Genomic DNA, 17583 nt, shown 5'->3' with positions numbered 1-17583 from the left:
GCCGCCGAGAGAACGAGGCCGAGAAGCACGAGAGGCCGGTCCCCCAGGGGACCGGCCTCTCGTCACGTCCAGGCGAACCGCCGCGCGGTCAGCTCGCGGGCTTGATCACCACGTACCGCGCCGGCTCGACGCCCTCCGAGTCCGAGGTGAGGCCCGCGGCGGCGACGGCGTCGTGCACGACCTTCCGCTCGAAGGGGTTCATCGGCTCGAGCGACTTCTCGGCACCGGAGGCACGCACCTCGGCGATCGCCTCCTCCGCCACCGCGACGAGCTCCGTCTTGCGGCCGGCCCGGTAGCCCGCCACGTCGAGCATGAGCCGGCTCCGGTCGCCCGTCTTCGCCTGGACGGCGAGCCGCGTCAGCTCCTGCAGCGCGTCCAGCACCTCCCCGTCGGTCCCGACCAGACGACGGAGCGCGCGCTCGGCGCCCGCCTCCGCGACGATCTCGACGGCCGCGCGACCGTGGTCGACGTCGATGTCGATGTCACCGTCCAGGTCGGCGATGTCGAGGAGCTCCTCCAGGTAGTCGGCCGCGATCTCGCCCTCTTCCTCGAGGCGGGTGGCGGCGCCGGCCTCACCGGTGGCGTCAGTCGGGGTGGTCATCTCGTGCTCCTTGCTGGGAGGGACGGAACCGCGCCGGGGCGCGTAGGTCTCAGTCGTCGGTCGGACGGGACGGCTTGGCGCCCGACGGCTTCGAGCCGGACGACGTGGCACCACCGGCGGGCTTGGCGCCGGACGGCTTCGTGCCGGCAGCTCCGTTCGCGGCACCGCCCGCACCCGCGCCGCCGCCGGAGCCGCTGCGCTTCTTCTTGCCGCCGGCGGGGGTGCCCGCGGCGGGCTTCACGGCCGGGGCCGCCGGAGCGTCGTCGACCGGGGCGGGCGTCGTGTCCTTGGGAGCCGTCGCGGCCGGGGCGGAGGCGGCCGGGCGCTTCTTGGCCCGCGCCTTGCCGACGGGCTGCTGGCGCTGGCCGGCCGGGCGCTGCTCCTCGATGGTGAGCGCCTCCGACTCCTCGATCGTCAGGCCCTTGTGCGCGGCCTTGCGCGCCTGCCGTGCCTTGAGCGCCTTCTCGGCCTGCGACCCCGGGGCCGGCATCTTGCGGATCGTGTAGAACTGCTGACCCATCGACCACAGGTTGGTGGTGGTCCAGTAGATGAGGACACCGATCGGGAAGTTGACGCCCGAGAAGGCGAAGATCAGCGGGAAGACGTACATCAGCATCTTCTGCTGCTGCGCCATCGGGCCCTCGAGGGCGGCCGGCGGCATGTTCTTCATGGTCAGCTGGCGCTGGGTCAGGAAGGTCGTCGCCGACATCGCGATCACGAGCACGATCGTGACGATCCGGATGTGCACGGCCTGGTCGCCGAACTCGCCGGCGTTCATGAACGTCGCCGACAGCGGCGCGCCGAAGATGGTCGCCTGCTCCGCCTGCGCGGCCAGGTCCTGCGTCAGGGGGCCGAGGTTCGGCCGGCCGTAGGTGCCGTCCGCCAGCTGCGGCAGCGAGTTCAGCACCCGGAACAGCGCGAAGAAGATCGGCGACTGGGCCAGGATCGGCAGGCAGGACGAGAACGGGTTGGTCCCGTGCTTGCGGTAGAGCTCCATCGTCTCGCGGCTCATGGCCTCGCGGGACGCGGGATCGGTCTTGCCCTTGTACTTCGCCTGGATCTTCTTCATGTCCGGCGCGAGCAGCTGCATGCCGCGCGACGCCTTGATCTGCTTGAAGAACAGCGGGATCAGGATGATCCGCATCACGACCACGAGGCCGACGATCGAGAAGCCCCACGCGGCGCCGCCGGCCGGGTCGAGACCCAGCCAGTCGAACAGCGAGTGGAACTGGACCATGATCCACGCGACAGCGACCATGATCGGATACAGCAGGCCGTCGAACCAGCTCATCGGGGAACTCTCCAGGGGGTCAGTGCGCGGAGGCGACCGCGTCGTGCGGGTGTCGACCGTGCGACCCCGCTGGTGGAACGTCGTCGACGCCGCCCGGGTTCCACGGGTTGCAGCGCAGGATCCGCCACACGGCCAGCCTCGTCCCGCGCAGGACGCCGTGCCGCTCGAGGGCGATCACGGCGTACGCGGAGCAGGACGGGTAGAACCGGCAGGTCGGCGGGGTGAGCGGGGACAGGAAACGCTGGTACCCGCGGATCATCAGGACGAGCAGCCGCCGCGGCAGCCGGAGCACCGACCGCAGCACCCGGCCCGGCGCCGACCGCGGAGCGTCCGCGGCGGGCCCGGTCACCGGGCGCCGTCCGGCCGGGGTGCCGTCGCGGCACCCGACCGCTCGGCGAGCCGGCGTCCGGCGGTCCGGAGCGCGCCGTCCAGGTCGCGGCCGAGCCCGGCGTAGTCCGCCTCGGCGGCCGGCCCGAGGGCCCGCACCACGAGGTCCGCGCCGTCCGGCAGCGTGCCGAGGCGCTCCGTGGCCAGCGCCCGCAGACGACGCTTGACCCGGTTCCGCACCACCGCGTTCCCGACGCCCTTGGACACGACGAAACCGACCGCCGGACCAGGTCCGGGGTCGGTTCGCGTCACCAGGTGCACCACGACCGTGCTCCGTCCGGCGCGCACGCCGCCGCGCACGGCCCGCTCGAAGTCGGCGGACCGGCGCATCCGGTGCGCGGCGGGCAGCACCGCGTCAGGTGGTGTCAGGCCGACAGCTCGGAGCGACCCTTGCGCCGGCGGGCGGCGAGGATCGCACGGCCGGCACGCGTCCGCATACGCAGACGGAAGCCGTGGGTCTTGGCCCGGCGCCGGTTGTTCGGCTGGAACGTCCGCTTGCTCACGATGCTCTCCAAGTACTTCGGTGCAACGGCCGAGGATCCGGCCAGGTCGGTGGTCGCCTGTGCTCGACTGCTCCGTGTACCCACGTCGTCGACGCGGCCGACGTCGGGGCACGCCAGCAGGAGCCATCAGGAAGGCTGGTCAACGTTACGTCGGCGGGCGCCTGGGGTCAAACCGCGTGACCACGCGGCAGAACCGGCCTCGCCCGCCCCTCCCGCGACGGTGCGGTCGGCCGTTAGCATCGTCCGCTGATGCGTCTTGCAGCGCCGGCTCTCCCCACCCCGTGGACAGAGCCGTCGGGGCCTGTGGACAAGTCCGTGCCCGGACCCCCGGAGCCGCCCCGGCGGACCCGCGATCCCGCGTGATCCCACGTCACGCACAGGTGTGGACAACTCTGTGGATGCAGGACCGTCGCGTGCGACACTCGACCACGCGACCCACGACGGCAGCGAGGTACAGGTGTCAGGACAGGACGATCAGCTGAGCCAGGTCTGGTCGGCCGCGATGGCGCAGCTCGAGGTGAGCCCGGACATCACGCCGCGCCAGCTCGCGTTCGTGCGCCTCGCGAAGCCGCTCGGTCTGCTCGACGGGACGATGCTCCTGGCGGTCGGCAACGACCTGACCAAGGACTACCTCGAGACCCGCGTGCGGCAGGAGGTCTCGGACGCGCTCGCCGCGGCCCTCGGCCGGGAGGCGCGGTTCGCGATCACGGTGGACCCGTCGCTGGAGACGGCCGACGCCGGCCTCGCGACCGCACCGCCGCCGCGGTCGGGCGAGCAGGAGGTGGTCGTGGCGCACGCCGGGACCGGCCACCCGAGCACCGGCGAGAGCGCACGGGTCGAGCCGGTCCGCGCCGCGGAGCCGTTCCGCCGCGAGCCGGCCGGCCCCACGCCGAGCGTCGAGCCCGCGCGGCTGAACCCCAAGTACCTGTTCGAGACGTTCGTCATCGGCTCGTCCAACCGGTTCGCGCACGCCGCGGCCGTGGCGGTCGCGGAGGCGCCGGCGAAGGCCTACAACCCGCTGTTCATCTACGGCGACTCGGGGCTGGGCAAGACGCACCTGCTGCACGCGATCGGGCACTACGCCCGGAACCTCTACCCGTCGGTGCGCGTGCGCTACGTGAACTCCGAGGAGTTCACCAACGACTTCATCAACTCCATCGGCGAGGGCAAGGCCGGCGCGTTCCAGCGCCGCTACCGCGAGGTCGACGTCCTGCTGATCGACGACATCCAGTTCCTGCAGGGCAAAGAGCAGACGATGGAGGAGTTCTTCCACACCTTCAACACCCTGCACAACGCCAACAAGCAGATCGTCCTCACGTCCGACCTGCCGCCCAAGCAGCTGAACGGGTTCGAGGACCGGATGCGTTCCCGCTTCGAGTGGGGCCTGATCACCGACGTGCAGCCGCCGGACCTCGAGACGCGCATCGCGATCCTGCGCAAGAAGTCGGCGAACGACAAGCTGCAGGCCCCGGACGACGTGCTGGAGTACATCGCGTCGAAGATCTCCACGAACATCCGCGAGCTCGAGGGCGCGCTCATCCGGGTCACCGCGTTCGCGAACCTCAACCGGCAGCAGGTGGACCTGTCGCTCGCCGAGATCGTCCTCAAGGACCTGATCACCGACGACAACCAGGCGGACATCACCGCGACCGCGGTCATCGGCCAGACGGCGGCGTACTTCGGGCTGTCGATCGAGGACCTGTGCGGGTCGTCCCGCTCCCGGGTGCTGGTGACGGCTCGGCAGATCGCCATGTACCTGTGCCGCGAGCTCACCGACCTGTCGCTGCCGAAGATCGGCCAGGCGTTCGGCGGCCGGGACCACACGACCGTGATGCACGCGAACCGGAAGATCCGCGAGCTGATGGCCGAGCGCCGCTCGATCTTCAACCAGGTGACGGAGCTGACCAACCGCATCAAGCAGGAGAGCCGCGGCTGACCCACCACCGCACGAGCCCCGAGACCCGCCCCGGCACCCGCCCGGTGGCGGGTCTCGTCGTCCGGCGGGCGGAACGCGAGGGAACGCAGCGGAAGGCACGCGTGCGCACGACGCCGCAGGGCGCAGGAATCAGCGGTAGGACGAATGTGCACACCTGTGGATGGATCTGTGGAAACCGGTGGACGACCCCCCTGGTTCGTGTGGACGGATCCTGCGCCGACGGTGGACGCAGAAGGACGCACAGCGCGCCGTCCACGTTCGTCCGCGTTGTCCCCAACGGGTCCACACCCACCGTGCACAGCGCGCTGAATGCGCTGACCAGCGCGGACGGTGGTCGTCCCCAGGTTCCACAGAAGCGATGATGACGACGACTGATCCCTAGGAAGAAGATCCACAGCCCGTCAATGCCCTGCGGGCCGGTTCCGAGCCGACCGGCACGACCGGGCACCACGACCGGACGACGGGGCCGAGGACGGGACGCGTTGTGGACGACCTCGACGGCCCCGGATCCTTCGCGGAGCGCCGTCGTGCGCCGACGCGTCCCTCGCGTCCCAGGCCGGCGCTCCCCCGGCGTCCCGGCTCGACGCGTCCTGGCGAACGCTGGAGCCCCGACGACGTCGTCCACAGGCCCGCGGTTCGGTACCACCGGTCCAGGTCACTCGCGTAGTCTTCGGGACGACCCCTGCCGTGCACCGGCCGGGGTCGTCCAGCACCGCGCACGGGATCGACCGCGATCCCCCCGACCGAGAGGGTGGGGCATGAAGTTCCGCGTCGAACGTGACGTCCTCGCTGAAGCCGTCACGTGGATCGCTCGCAGCCTGCCCACCCGTCCCCCGGTCCCGGTCCTGGCCGGCGTGCGCATCGAGGCGGACACCGAGGGCGTGCTGCGGCTCGCGAGCTTCGACTACGAGGTCTCGGCCCGCTCGGAGGTCCCGGCCGACGTGAGCGAGCCCGGGACGGTGCTCGTCTCCGGCCGGCTGCTCGCCGAGATCTCCCGTGCCCTGCCCGGCAAGCCGGTCGACGTCCAGCTCGACGGCACCAAGGTCACCGTCACCTGCGGGGCGAGCCGGTTCACGCTGCTGACGATGCCCGTCGAGGACTACCCGCAGCTCCCGTCCATGCCCGCGCTCGCCGGCACGGTGGACGGCGACGAGCTGACCAAGGCCGTCACCCAGGTGACGGTCGCCGCGAGCCGCGACGACACCCTGCCGCTGCTCACGGGCGTCCGGGTCGAGATCGAGGGCGAGAAGGTCACCCTGCTCGCGACCGACCGGTACCGCCTCGCGCTGCGCGAGCTCACCTGGAAGCCCGCCAGCCCGGACGCGTCCGAGGTGGCGCTCGTCCGCGCGCGCACGCTGTCCGACGCCGCCAAGTCCCTGGGTGCCTCCGGGTCCGTGAACGTCGCGCTGGCCACCGGCCAGGGCGTCGACCTGATCGGCTTCGAGGCCGGCGGCCGGCACACGACGTCGCTGCTGGTCGACGGCGACTACCCGGCCGTGCGCCGGCTGTTCCCGGACGAGTCCCCCATCCACGCCGTGGTGAACACGCAGCTGCTGGCGGACGCCGCGAAGCGCGTCGCGCTGGTCGCGGAGCGCAACACCCCGATCCGCCTCACGTTCAGCGAGGGCCAGGTCGTCCTCGACGCCGGCCAGGGCGACGACGCCCAGGCGTCCGAGGCGCTGGAGGCGACGCTCGTCGGCGACGACATCGCCGTCGCGTTCAACCCGCAGTTCCTGCTGGACGGGCTGGGGGCGCTCACCACCTCGTTCGTGCGGCTGTCGTTCACGCACCCGAACAAGCCGGTGGAGTTCACCGGCCAGGAGTCGCTCGAGGGCGAGGACCTGAAGGAGTACCGCTACCTCCTGGTCCCGATCCGCTTCGCCTCCTGACCCGTGCCGCCGGTCGCGCCGGCGGGTGTGACCGGCGAGACGCGCGCTTCGTTCGTCAGCACCGGCCCGTCGCTGGACAATGGCGGGCGACAGAACACGTCCCCGGGGCCGCACGGCCACCGGGGACGGTCGGGCGAGGAGAGGTAGAGCGATGCACATCGGCCTGGTGGGTCTCGGCAGGATGGGCGCGAACATGCGCGACCGGATGCGGAACGCGGGTGTCGAGGTCACGGGGTACGACCAGAACCCGGAGGTCACCGACGTCGCGTCGCTGGCCGACCTGGTCGCGGCCCTCCCCGCCGGCGAGCGCGTCGTGTGGGTCATGGTGCCCGCCGGTGCGGTGACGCACGCGGTGATCGAGGAGCTCGGCGGTCTGCTGACCGAGGGCGACCTGGTCATCGACGGCGGAAACTCGTACTTCGGCGACGACGCGAAGCACGCCGAGCACCTCGGCGCGAAGGGCGTGCACTTCCTGGACGTCGGCGTCTCCGGCGGCGTGTGGGGCCTGGCGAACGGCTACGGCCTGATGGTCGGCGGCGACGCCGCGCAGGTCGAGCGCGTGCTCCCCGTGTTCGACGCGCTGCGGCCGGAGGGCCCCCGCGAGGAGGGCTTCGTGCACGCGGGCGCCGTCGGCGCGGGCCACTACGCCAAGATGGTGCACAACGGCATCGAGTACGGCCTGATGCAGGCGTACGCCGAGGGCTACGAGCTGCTCGCCGCCAAGGACATCGTCACCGACGTCGCCGGCACCATGAAGGCCTGGCAGCGCGGCACCGTCGTGCGGTCCTGGCTGCTGGAGCTGCTGGTCAAGGCGCTCGAGGAGGACCAGGCGTTCGAGCAGATCGACGACTGGGTCGCGGACTCCGGCGAGGGCCGGTGGACCGTGGACGAGGCGATCGACGCCGCCGTGCCGCTCCCCGTGATCACCGCCGCGCTGTTCGCCCGGTTCCAGTCGCGCCAGGAGCAGTCGCCCGCGATGAAGGCCGTCGCCGCGCTCCGCCAGCAGTTCGGCGGCCACGCCGTCCGTGCCGCCGGTGCGCCGATCTCCGGCGACGCCCCGTCGGGCGTGCGCTCGGAGGGCTGACGCCGCTCGATGTACGTCTCCCACCTGTCCCTGACGGACTTCCGGTCGTACCACCAGGTCGACCTGACCTTCGAGCCCGGGATCACCGCGCTCGTGGGGCCGAACGGGCAGGGGAAGACCAACCTCGTCGAGGCGGTCGGCTACGTCTCGACGTTCTCCAGCCACCGCGTGCCGACCGACGCCCCGCTCGTGCGGGCGGGTGCGTCGGCGGCCGTGGTGCGCTCCCGCGTGGTGCGGGCGCAGGACGACGGCTCCGAGCGGGCGCTGGTCATCGACGTGCAGCTCGGGTCCGGCAAGGCGAACCGGGTCAAGCTGAACGGCTCGCCCGCTCGGGCCCGGGACGTGGTCGGCGCGCTGCGGTCGGTGCTGTTCGCGCCCGAGGACCTGTCCCTGGTCAAGGGCGACCCCGACGGCCGGCGCCGGTTCGTCGACGAGCTCGCCGTCCAGGTCACCCCGCGGCTCGCCGGGGTGTTCGCCGAGTACGACCGGGTGGTCCGGCAGCGGACCGCCCTGCTGAAGTCCGCCGCCGGGTTCCGCGGCTCGCGGGCGGCGAACCTCGACGTCCGCACGCTCGACGTCTGGGACGCCAAGCTCGCCGAGCTGGGCGCGCAGGTGATCGTCGCCCGGCAGGCGGTCGTGCAGGCGCTCGGCCCGTACGTGGGCGAGGCGTACGAGCGGGTCAGCGAGGGGCAGGGCGTCGCCTCGGTCGGGTACCGGTCCTCGCTCGCGGCCGCGCTGGACGGCGTCGACGCCGCCCCGGCCGCCGAGCCCGTCCCGGAGGGCGTGCGGCTGGTCGAGGTGCAGATGCTCGAGGCGCTGACCCGGCTGCGCCCGAAGGAGCTGGAGCGCGGCGTGTGCCTGGTGGGCCCGCACCGCGACGACCTGGTCCTCACCCTCGGCGACCTGCCGGCCAAGGGCTACGCCAGCCACGGCGAGTCCTGGTCGTTCGCCCTGGCCCTGCGCCTGGCGTCCTACGACCTGCTCACGCAGGGCCCGCGCCCGGGGGCCGGGGAGGACGTCGCGCAGCTGTGGATCGCGGACCCTGGCCCCGACGGGGAGCCGGTGCTGATGCTCGACGACGTGTTCGCGGAGCTGGACTTCCGGCGCCGCGCGCGCCTGGCCGAGATGGTCGCCGGCGCGCGGCAGGTGTTCGTCACCGCCGCGGTGCCGGGCGACGTCCCCGAGCGGCTCGCGGGCGCGCGCTACGACGTGCTGGCGTCGGAGGTCGCCCGTGTCGCCTGACGACCGTGTCACGACCGACGCGCACGACCCCGACGACCGGCCGGCCGTCGACCCCGGCGTCCCCGTCTGCGAGCAGCTCGAGATCACCCCGGCCGCCCAGATGGCGCGGCTGTCGCTGGCCCGGTTCCGGTCGGTGGCCCGGTCCAGGGGGTACCGGCCCGGCCAGGAGGCGCGCGGCCGCTCGCCGCTGTCCCCCGCCGAGCGCGGCGGCCCCGGCGTGCACCCGCGGGACCCGCTGACGGTCTCCTCGACCATGGCGTCGCTGTTCCGGGACCGGGGCTGGGTGCAGGAGGTGTCGGTCGGCGGGGTGGTCGGGCGCTGGCGGGACGTGGTGGGGGACCAGATCGCCGACCACTGCACGCCCGAGACGTTCGCGGACGGGGTGCTGGTCGTCCGGACCGACTCCTCGGCGTGGGCGCAGCAGCTCAAGATGCTCGCGCCGCAGCTGGTGCGCCGGATGAGCGAGGACGTCGGCGAGGGCGTGGTGACCGACGTCCGGGTGCTCGGTCCGGCCGGCCCCGGCTTCGGCCGCGGGAAGCGCTCGGTCCGCGGGCGCGGCGCGCGGGACACCTGGGGCTGAGGACCGCGTCATCACGCGGCGGACGGGCGTCCACAGGTGGGGCGGTTCGCGGGGTTTCCGGAGCGGGTACGGGTACACTGGGAATCGACATCTCTGGCGCGTCTGCGCCGGTCCAGGACGCACGATCTCCGTCGTCGTGGAGTGATCCGCCCTCCCGACGGGAGGACGGGCGCCTCCGCCGCGTGTGAGAACTGAGGAGCACTCCCGCCCGTGGCTGACCAGAGCCCCTCCACCGGACCGACTCCCTCCACCGACGCACCCGGGGGGACGGTGAACGGGACTCCCGCCTACGACGCCTCCCAGATCACGGTCCTCGAGGGGCTCGAGGCGGTCCGCAAGCGTCCGGGCATGTACATCGGCTCCACCGGCGAGCGCGGCCTGCACCACCTCGTCTACGAGGTGGTCGACAACTCCGTCGACGAGGCCCTCGCCGGCTACTGCGACCACATCGAGGTCACCCTGCTCGCCGACGGCGGCGTCCGGGTGGTCGACAACGGCCGCGGCATCCCGGTCGCGATCCACCCGACCGAGGGCCGGCCCACGGTCGAGGTCGTCATGACGATCCTGCACGCGGGCGGCAAGTTCGGCGGCGGCGGCTACGCCGTCTCCGGCGGTCTGCACGGCGTCGGCATCTCCGTGGTGAACGCGCTGTCGACCAAGGTGCAGACCGTGGTCAAGCGCGACGGCCACACCTGGGAGCAGGACTTCGCGGACGGCGGCAAGCCGGACGGCGAGCTGCGCCGCCTGGAGCCGACCGAGGAGACGGGCACCTCGCAGACGTTCTGGGCCGACCCCAGCATCTTCGAGACGGTCGAGTTCGACTTCGAGACCCTGCGGTCGCGGTTCCAGCAGATGGCGTTCCTCAACAAGGGCCTGCAGATCTCGCTGACCGACGAGCGCCCGGCGCACGCGGACACCGACGACGAGGTGGCCGGCGAGGGCGCCGACGCCCCCGACGCGGCCCCGGGCGCGGCGGCGGCGTTCCGCTCCGTGACCTACCGGTACGACGGCGGGCTCGTCGACTACGTCAAGCACCTGAACTCGGCCAAGAAGGTCGAGCTCGTGCACCCCGACGTCATCGACTTCGAGGCCGAGGACACCGAGCGCCGGCTCTCCCTCGAGGTCGCGATGCAGTGGACCAGCGCCTACTCGGAGTCGGTGCACACGTACGCCAACACCATCTCCACCACCGAGGGCGGCACCCACGAGGAGGGCTTCCGCGCGGCGATGACCTCCCTGGTCAACCGCTACGCCCGGGACAAGGGCATCCTCAAGGAGAAGGACGACAACCTCACGGGCGACGACATCCGCGAGGGCCTGACCGCCGTCGTGTCGATCAAGCTCGGCGAGCCGCAGTTCGAGGGCCAGACCAAGACCAAGCTGGGCAACACCGAGGCCAAGACCTTCGTGCAGCGCGTGGTCAACGAGCAGCTCGCCGACTGGCTGGACTCGCACCCGAACGAGGCCCGCGACGTCATCCGCAAGGCGATCCAGGCGTCGCAGGCGCGGCTGGCCGCCCGCAAGGCGCGCGAGGCGACCCGGCGCAAGGGGCTGCTCGAGTCCAACTCGATGCCCGGCAAGCTCAAGGACTGCCAGTCCAACAACCCCGCCGAGTGCGAGATCTTCATCGTCGAGGGCGACTCGGCCGGCGGCTCCGCCGTCCGCGGCCGCAACCCGCAGACCCAGGCGATCCTCCCGCTGCGCGGGAAGATCCTCAACGTCGAGCGCGCCCGCCTCGACCGCGCGCTGGGCAACGCCGAGGTGCAGGCGCTCATCACGGCGTTCGGCACGGGCATCGGCGAGGACTTCGACGTCTCCAAGCTGCGCTACCACAAGATCGTGCTCATGGCCGACGCCGACGTCGACGGCCAGCACATCCGGACGCTGCTGCTGACGCTGCTCTACCGGTACATGCCGGAGCTGATCCTCCGGGGCCACGTCTACATGGCGCAGCCGCCGCTGTTCCGGATCAAGTGGTCCAACTCCCCGCACGACTACGTGTACTCCGACCGCGAGCGGGACGCCGTGCTGGCCGACGGCCAGGCCAAGGGCAAGCGGATCCCCAAGGACAACGCGATCCAGCGCTACAAGGGTCTGGGCGAGATGGACTACTCGGAGCTGTGGGAGACGACCATGTCCCCGGAGCACCGCACGCTGCTGCAGGTCACGCTCGACGAGGCAGCCGCGGCGGACGAGATCTTCTCCGTGCTGATGGGCGAGGACGTCGAGTCCCGGCGCTCGTTCATCCAGCGGAACGCGCGCGACGTGCGCTTCCTGGACATCTGACCGCGGCGTGCCCCGCTCCCTCATGACCCAGGCGCGCTGCTCGCGCCGACCCACCGAAGGACCTGACCTGTGACAGAGCTGACCGGCGACAACATCGAGCACGGCCGCATCGACCAGGTGGACCTGCAGCTCGAGATGCAGCGGTCCTACCTGGACTACGCGATGGCCGTCATCGTGGGCCGTGCGCTCCCGGACGTCCGCGACGGCCTCAAGCCGGTGCACCGCCGGGTCCTGTACGCGATGTACGACGGCGGCTACCGGCCCGACCGGCAGTTCTCCAAGTGCAGCCGCGTCGTCGGCGACGTCATGGGCAAGTACCACCCGCACGGCGACACGGCGATCTACGACGCCCTGGTCCGTCTGGTGCAGGACTGGTCGCTGCGGTACCCGCTGGTCGCCGGCCAGGGGAACTTCGGCTCCCCCGGCGACGACCCGGCCGCCGCCCCGCGGTACACCGAGTGCAAGATGGCGCCCCTGGCCATGGAGATGGTCCGCGACATCGACGAGGACACCGTCGACTTCCAGGACAACTACGACGGCCGCACCCAGGAGCCGTCGATCCTGCCGTCCCGGTTCCCGAACCTGCTGGTCAACGGCTCCGCCGGCATCGCCGTCGGCATGGCGACCAACATCCCGCCGCACAACCTGCGCGAGGTCGCCGAGGGCGTCCGCTGGCACCTGGACAACCCGGAGGCCTCCAAGGAGGAGCTCCTCGCGGCCCTGCTGACCCGCGTCAAGGGCCCGGACTTCCCGACCGGCGCGACGATCCTCGGCCACCGGGGCATCGAGGACGCCTACCGCACCGGCCGCGGCTCCATCACGATGCGCGCGGTCGTCGAGGTCGAGGAGATCCAGGGCCGGATCTGCCTGGTCGTCACCGAGCTGCCGTACCAGGTCAACCCCGACACCCTCGCCAAGAAGATCGCGGACCTGGTCCGCGAGAACCGGGTGCAGGGCATCGCGGACATCCGGGACGAGACCTCGGGGCGCACCGGCCAGCGCCTGGTGATCGTGCTCAAGCGCGACGCCGTCGCGAAGGTCGTGCTGAACAACCTGTACAAGCACACCCAGCTGCAGGACACGTTCGGCGCCAACATGCTCGCCCTGGTCGACGGCGTGCCGCGCACGCTCAGCCTGGACGCGTTCATCCGGCACTGGACGACCCACCAGCTCGAGGTCATCGTCCGGCGCACCGGCTTCCGGCTGCGCAAGGCCGAGGAGCAGATCCACATCTACCGCGGCTACCTCAAGGCGCTCGACGCGCTGGACGAGGTCATCGCGCTGATCCGCCGCTCGCCCGACGCCGACGAGGCGCGCACCGGCCTGATGGCGATGCTCGACATCGACGAGATCCAGGCCAACGCGATCCTGACGCTGCAGCTGCGCCGGCTGGCCGCCCTCGAGCGGCAGAAGATCCTCGACGACTACGCGCGCCTCGAGCAGGAGATCCAGGGCTACCGGGCGATCCTCGAGTCCCCGGAGCGCCAGCGCGGCATCGTCCGCGAGGAGATGGACGAGATCGTCGACAAGTACGGCGACGAGCGCCGCACGACGATCCTGCCCTTCGACGGCGAGGTCTCCGTCGAGGACCTCATCGCCGAGGAGGAGATGGTCGTGACCATCACCCGCGGCGGCTACGCCAAGCGCACCCGGTCGGACAACTACCGGGCCCAGCGCCGCGGCGGCAAGGGCGTGCGCGGCGCCCAGCTGCGCGAGGACGACATCGTCGACCACTTCTTCGTCACCACGACGCACCACTGGCTGCTGTTCTTCACGAACCTCGGCCGCGTGTACCGCGCGAAGGCGTACGAGCTGCCCGAGGGCGGCCGGGACGCCAAGGGCCAGCACGTCGCGAACCTCCTGGCGTTCCAGCCCGGCGAGAAGATCGCCCAGGTGCTGGACCTGCGCGACTACGAGCAGGCCGAGTACCTGGTGCTGGCGACCGCCCGCGGCCTGGTCAAGAAGACCCGGCTCACCGAGTACGACTCCAACCGGTCCGGCGGCGTCATCGCGATCAACCTGCGCGAGGACGAGAACGGCCTCCCGGACGAGCTGGTCTCCGCGCGGATCGTGGACTCGGTCAACGACCTGATCCTCGTGTCCCGCAAGGGCCAGTCGCTGCGGTTCACCGCGACGGACGAGGCGCTGCGGCCCATGGGGCGCGCCACCTCGGGCGTGACCGGCATGAAGTTCCGCGCCGACGACGAGCTGCTCGCCATGGACGTCGTCCGCGAGGAGGCGTTCCTGTTCACGGTCACGCAGGGCGGCATCGCCAAGCGCACCGCGCTCACGGTCGAGAACTACCGCGTGCAGGGCCGCGGCGGCCTCGGCATCAAGGTGGCCAACCTGCCGGAGGCGAACGGCGACCTGGTCGGCGCCCTGGTCACGGACCCGGAGGACGAGGTCCTGGTCATCATGGAGCGCGGCAAGATCGTGCGCTCCGCCACGGCCGAGGTGAACGCCACCGGCCGCACCACGCAGGGCGTGATCTTCGCCAAGCCCGACAACGGTGACCGGATCATCGCGGTCGCGCGCAACATCGAGCGCCACCTCGGCGACGAGGCAGGTACCGTGGGTGATTCGGCCGAGGCTGAGGACGTGACGTCCGCGGTTCTCGAGGACACCAGCGTCACCACGGCCCCGGACGTCCCGGTGGCTGACGAGACCTCCGAGGAGGACGCGTGAGCAGCGACACGCCTCCGTCGATCCCGCCCCGCAAGCCCACGGGCGGCGACTCCGACAAGCCCGCCGGCGGCCGCACCGCCACCGACACCGCGGGCCGCGGCACCCCCGCGAAGAGCCCCGGCTCCCCCGCGACCAAGGCCACCCCGGCCGCCCCGGCGGCCAAGGGCACCTCCGGCAAGGGCAGGACGCCCGCGCGCGGCGGGTCCGGCACCGGCTCGGGGAGCCCGGCGTCGGGCGCCGCGTCGTCGGCCGCGGCGGCCACCGCCGGGTCCGGCACGGCCACCGCCACGCAGGAGGCGACCCGCCCGGCGCCGGCGAGCACGCCGCGCGCCGGCGCGCCCGCCTCCTCGGGCACCTCGACCGCCGCGGGCAAGGCGGGCGGCACGAGCTCCACGAGCACGGCCGGGGCGTCGAGCACCACGTCGCCGCGTCCGGCGGCGTCCTCGCTGACGTCCGGCACCGGGCCGCGCCGGGTGCGCCTGGCCGTGTCGCGGGTCGACCCGTGGTCGGTCATGAAGCTGTCGTTCCTCATGTCGGTCGCGATCGGCATCATGATCGTCGTCGCCACCGCGGTGGTCTGGCTGACGCTCGACTCCCTGCAGGTGTTCGCGACGATCAACGACCTCGTGACCGAGGTCCTGGCCGACTCGACCATCGACCTGATGCAGTACGTCGAGTTCGACCGGGTGCTGTCCGTCGCCACGCTCGTGGGTGTCGTGGACATCTTCCTCATCACGGCGCTCGCCACCATCGGCGCGTTCCTGTACAACATCACGGCCGCCCTGGTGGGCGGCGTGCACGTGACGATGACGGACGAGTGACCCTCGGTTTGGGCGGGCGGCCCCTGCTGGGGTAGTCTCGTCCGGCACGCCAGCGCGTGCGAACGGGCCTATAGCTCAGACGGTTAGAGCGCTTCCCTGATAAGGAAGAGGTCAGAGGTTCAAGTCCTCTTAGGCCCACTCCCGAGACCTGGGGGATCCATGAAGAAGCTCCTGCTCCTCGTGGCGGCAGCCGCCGCCGGCTACGTCCTCTGGACGCGGTACGCCGCCGAGCGTGACGACCGCGACCTGTGGGCCGAGGTCACGGACTCCGTCGAGTAGGTCGCTCCCCCGCTGCGGATCCACGCAGCACACCTCCTGTCGCCGCAGCAGCGGCGCCGCGACCGGCCCACGGGCGGGACGCGACGGGGCCATGGCGCAATTGGTAGCGCACCTGCTTTGCAAGCAGGGGGTTAGGGGTTCGAGTCCCCTTGGCTCCACGGACGACGCGACGACGCGTCCTCGCCCGGACGCACGAGAGCCCGGCACCTCACGGTGCCGGGCTCTCGTCGTACGGCGGCGGTCAGACCGTCGGGGTCGTGCCCTCGCCCGTCTCGGGCGTCGTGGGCGTGGTGCCCTCGGTGTCGGGCTTCTTCGGGGCCGAGCGGCGCTGGGTCGCCTTCTTGGTGGCCTCGGTGACCTTCTCGGTCGCGTCGGCGACGCGCTCCTCGACGTCCTCGCGGACCTCGGCGACCCGCTCCGCGGCCTTCTGCGTAGCCTCCCGGCTGCGCGCGACGGCCTCGCCGGCCGCCTGACCCACGGCCTCGGCGGCGTCACCGGCACGGGAGCGCAGCTGGTCGGAGGTGGGCGCCTCGGGCTCCCACGGCTCGGCCCACGGGTCCGTCGTCGTGCGCGAGCGGCTCCAGGCGAACACCGCGGCGCCCGCGCCGAGCAGCGTCGCGACCAGGAAGAACCGCTTGGCGCCCTTGTGCTTCTTCTTCTCGGCCTTGCCGGCCGCGGCCGCGGCGGCCGCGGCGACGGCGGCGGCCTTGCCCTTCTTCTTGCCGGCCTCGACGTCGGCGGCCTTCTCGACCACGGCGCCCGCGCGCTCGGCCGCGTCGTTCACGGCCTGCACCAGCTTGGGCAGCAGGTCGTCGACCAGCTTGTCGTGCGCCGTGTCGATGACGGGGCCGGCCGCGCCGGCCGCCCGCTCGACGCGGGGGGCCGCGGCCTTGACGCCCTCCTTGTACGCGTGGTCGATCCGCGGGACGAGCCACTCCACGGCCGCCTCGACGCGCGGCTGGCCCCAGTCCTTGGCGTGCTCGGCGGCGATCTTGGCCGCCAGCGCCGCCTCGGCCGCCTGCAGCTTGGCGGTCGTGGCCGCCTTGGAGCCGGCGACTGCCAGCACGGCACCCGCCTCGGCGGCCTGCGCCTTGAGGCGCTCGGACGTCAGGTGGTCGGAGACGGTCTCGATCTTGCTCCGTCGGGTCAGGAAGGCCATGTCCACACTCTCCCGCTCAGGCTGGTCCGTTTGACCACCCACTCTGCCACCGTCGGGCCTTCTGCGCAGGTGGCGCCAGGTGAGAACCGTGTGTTCGTCCCGCGTGAACACGGCTCGCACGGCCGGGTGACCGTCGGACGTCCGTGACAGGATGGCCGCATGAAGGCGACCCTGCACACGAACCGAGGCGACATCCGCCTGGAGCTCTACCCGAACCACGCCCCGGCGACCGTCGAGAACTTCCGCGGCCTCGCGACCGGCGAGAAGGAGTGGACCGACCCGGCCACGGGCGAGAAGCGCAGCACGCCGCTGTACGACGGCGTCGTGTTCCACCGCGTCATCGACGGCTTCATGATCCAGGGCGGCGACCCGCTGGGCCGCGGCACGGGTGGCCCCGGCTACACGTTCGACGACGAGATCCACCCCGAGCTGCGGTTCTCCGAGCCGTACCTGCTCGCGATGGCGAACGCCGGCCTGCGGCGCGACCCGATCACCGGCCAGGTGGGCGGCACGAACGGCTCGCAGTTCTTCATCACGGTGACCGAGACGCCGCACCTCAACGGCAAGCACACGATCTTCGGCAAGGTGGCCGACGACGAGAGCCGCGGCGTCGTCGACGCGATCGCCACGACGCCGACCCGCGCGGGCGACCGTCCCGTCGACGACGTCGTCATCGAGTCGGTGTCGTTCGAGTCCTGACGCCTCGATGACCCAACCGCAGCCGGGCCCTGCCCCGACTCCGCCTCCCGTCTGCCCGCGGCACCCCGACCGCATCGCCTACGTGCGGTGCCAGCGGTGCGGCAGGCCCACGTGCCCGGAGTGCCAGCGCCCGGCTGCGGT

Annotated in this window: 16 protein-coding genes and 2 tRNA genes; 12 read left to right on the top strand and 6 right to left on the bottom strand. The window is 72.1% G+C overall.

The window, feature by feature from the left end; translation table 11 throughout:
• Window positions 1-88: 88 nt before the first annotated feature.
• Genes AC1050_RS16405 through rpmH form a run of 5 tightly spaced genes read right to left on the bottom strand, consistent with a single transcriptional unit; the run spans window position 89 to window position 2782 of the window.
• Window positions 89-601 carry a Jag family protein gene (locus tag AC1050_RS16405; protein WP_482388479.1) on the bottom strand — a complete coding sequence of 171 codons (513 nt, stop codon included), beginning with the start codon at window positions 599-601 and terminating at the stop codon, window positions 89-91.
• Between the two features lie 49 nt (window positions 602-650).
• Window positions 651-1892, bottom strand: coding sequence for a membrane protein insertase YidC (yidC, locus tag AC1050_RS16400; RefSeq protein WP_482388478.1), 1242 nt, complete (start codon window positions 1890-1892; stop codon window positions 651-653).
• Between the two features lie 19 nt (window positions 1893-1911).
• Window positions 1912-2241, bottom strand: coding sequence for a membrane protein insertion efficiency factor YidD (yidD, locus tag AC1050_RS16395; RefSeq protein WP_482388477.1), 330 nt, complete (start codon window positions 2239-2241; stop codon window positions 1912-1914).
• Window positions 2238-2630, bottom strand: a complete 393-nt coding sequence (gene rnpA / locus AC1050_RS16390; RefSeq protein WP_482388476.1) for a ribonuclease P protein component — start codon at window positions 2628-2630, stop codon at window positions 2238-2240. The genes yidD and rnpA overlap by 4 nt, the downstream gene beginning before the upstream one ends.
• A gap of 14 nt (window positions 2631-2644) precedes the next feature.
• Window positions 2645-2782: a 50S ribosomal protein L34 gene (gene rpmH, locus AC1050_RS16385; protein WP_013885212.1), complete on the bottom strand. Its 138-nt coding sequence runs from the start codon at window positions 2780-2782 to the stop codon at window positions 2645-2647.
• Window positions 2783-3284: 502 nt separating this feature from the next.
• Here rpmH and dnaA point away from each other — a divergent pair.
• The 11 genes from dnaA (at window position 3285) to AC1050_RS16330 (ending at window position 15742) form a co-directional block, all read left to right on the top strand.
• Entirely contained in the window at window positions 3285-4718 is a 1434-nt protein-coding gene (gene dnaA / locus AC1050_RS16380) for a chromosomal replication initiator protein DnaA (RefSeq protein ID WP_482388702.1), read from the top strand.
• A gap of 758 nt (window positions 4719-5476) precedes the next feature.
• Window positions 5477-6607 carry a DNA polymerase III subunit beta gene (dnaN, locus tag AC1050_RS16375; protein WP_482388475.1) on the top strand — a complete coding sequence of 377 codons (1131 nt, stop codon included), beginning with the start codon at window positions 5477-5479 and terminating at the stop codon, window positions 6605-6607.
• Window positions 6608-6686: 79 nt separating this feature from the next.
• On the top strand, window positions 6687-7691 hold the full coding sequence (gene gnd, locus AC1050_RS16370) for a phosphogluconate dehydrogenase (NAD(+)-dependent, decarboxylating) (protein ID WP_482388474.1): 1005 nt from the start codon (window positions 6687-6689) through the stop codon (window positions 7689-7691).
• A 9-nt stretch (window positions 7692-7700) separates the two neighbouring features.
• On the top strand, window positions 7701-8933 hold the full coding sequence (gene recF, locus AC1050_RS16365; protein WP_482388473.1) for a DNA replication/repair protein RecF: 1233 nt from the start codon (window positions 7701-7703) through the stop codon (window positions 8931-8933).
• Complete coding sequence (locus AC1050_RS16360) at window positions 8923-9513, top strand: DciA family protein (protein ID WP_482388472.1); 591 nt, start codon at window positions 8923-8925, stop codon at window positions 9511-9513. Before recF ends, AC1050_RS16360 begins: the two co-directional genes overlap by 11 nt.
• A gap of 270 nt (window positions 9514-9783) precedes the next feature.
• A complete protein-coding gene (gyrB, locus tag AC1050_RS16355) occupies window positions 9784-11799 on the top strand; it encodes a DNA topoisomerase (ATP-hydrolyzing) subunit B (protein ID WP_482388471.1) in 2016 nt (671 codons plus the stop codon).
• A 69-nt stretch (window positions 11800-11868) separates the two neighbouring features.
• Window positions 11869-14484 carry a DNA gyrase subunit A gene (gene gyrA, locus AC1050_RS16350; protein WP_482388470.1) on the top strand — a complete coding sequence of 872 codons (2616 nt, stop codon included), beginning with the start codon at window positions 11869-11871 and terminating at the stop codon, window positions 14482-14484.
• Window positions 14481-15305: a DUF3566 domain-containing protein gene (locus tag AC1050_RS16345; RefSeq protein ID WP_482388469.1), complete on the top strand. Its 825-nt coding sequence runs from the start codon at window positions 14481-14483 to the stop codon at window positions 15303-15305. Before gyrA ends, AC1050_RS16345 begins: the two co-directional genes overlap by 4 nt.
• A gap of 64 nt (window positions 15306-15369) precedes the next feature.
• Window positions 15370-15443, top strand: a tRNA-Ile gene (locus AC1050_RS16340).
• Between the two features lie 21 nt (window positions 15444-15464).
• Entirely contained in the window at window positions 15465-15584 is a 120-nt protein-coding gene (locus AC1050_RS16335; protein ID WP_454050513.1) for a DLW-39 family protein, read from the top strand.
• A gap of 85 nt (window positions 15585-15669) precedes the next feature.
• A tRNA-Ala gene (locus tag AC1050_RS16330) sits at window positions 15670-15742 on the top strand.
• A gap of 83 nt (window positions 15743-15825) precedes the next feature.
• Here AC1050_RS16330 and AC1050_RS16325 read toward each other — a convergent pair.
• On the bottom strand, window positions 15826-16743 hold the full coding sequence (locus AC1050_RS16325) for a hypothetical protein (RefSeq protein WP_482388468.1): 918 nt from the start codon (window positions 16741-16743) through the stop codon (window positions 15826-15828).
• Between the two features lie 159 nt (window positions 16744-16902).
• Between AC1050_RS16325 and AC1050_RS16320 the strand changes: the two genes are divergently transcribed.
• Window positions 16903-17442, top strand: a complete 540-nt coding sequence (locus AC1050_RS16320) for a peptidylprolyl isomerase (protein WP_482388467.1) — start codon at window positions 16903-16905, stop codon at window positions 17440-17442.
• Window positions 17443-17583 lie beyond the last annotated feature (141 nt).

The organism is Cellulomonas sp. NEAU-ZC6 (assembly GCF_056844425.1).
This window is presented reverse-complemented; position numbering and strand designations above follow the sequence as displayed.

Excerpts from the sequence above, each read along its gene's own strand:
- AC1050_RS16405 (WP_482388479.1), bottom strand. The coding sequence starts at position 601 with ATGACCACCCCGACTGACGCCACCGGTGAGGCCGGCGCCGCCACCCGC.
- yidC (WP_482388478.1), bottom strand. The coding sequence starts at position 1,892 with ATGAGCTGGTTCGACGGCCTGCTGTATCCGATCATGGTCGCTGTCGCG.
- dnaA (WP_482388702.1), top strand. The coding sequence starts at position 3,285 with ATGGCGCAGCTCGAGGTGAGCCCGGACATCACGCCGCGCCAGCTCGCG.
- dnaN (WP_482388475.1), top strand. The coding sequence starts at position 5,477 with ATGAAGTTCCGCGTCGAACGTGACGTCCTCGCTGAAGCCGTCACGTGG.
- gnd (WP_482388474.1), top strand. The coding sequence starts at position 6,687 with ATGGCGGGCGACAGAACACGTCCCCGGGGCCGCACGGCCACCGGGGAC.
- recF (WP_482388473.1), top strand. The coding sequence starts at position 7,701 with ATGTACGTCTCCCACCTGTCCCTGACGGACTTCCGGTCGTACCACCAG.
- AC1050_RS16335 (WP_454050513.1), top strand. The coding sequence starts at position 15,465 with ATGAAGAAGCTCCTGCTCCTCGTGGCGGCAGCCGCCGCCGGCTACGTC.
- AC1050_RS16325 (WP_482388468.1), bottom strand. The coding sequence starts at position 16,743 with ATGGCCTTCCTGACCCGACGGAGCAAGATCGAGACCGTCTCCGACCAC.
- AC1050_RS16320 (WP_482388467.1), top strand. The coding sequence starts at position 16,903 with ATGAAGGCGACCCTGCACACGAACCGAGGCGACATCCGCCTGGAGCTC.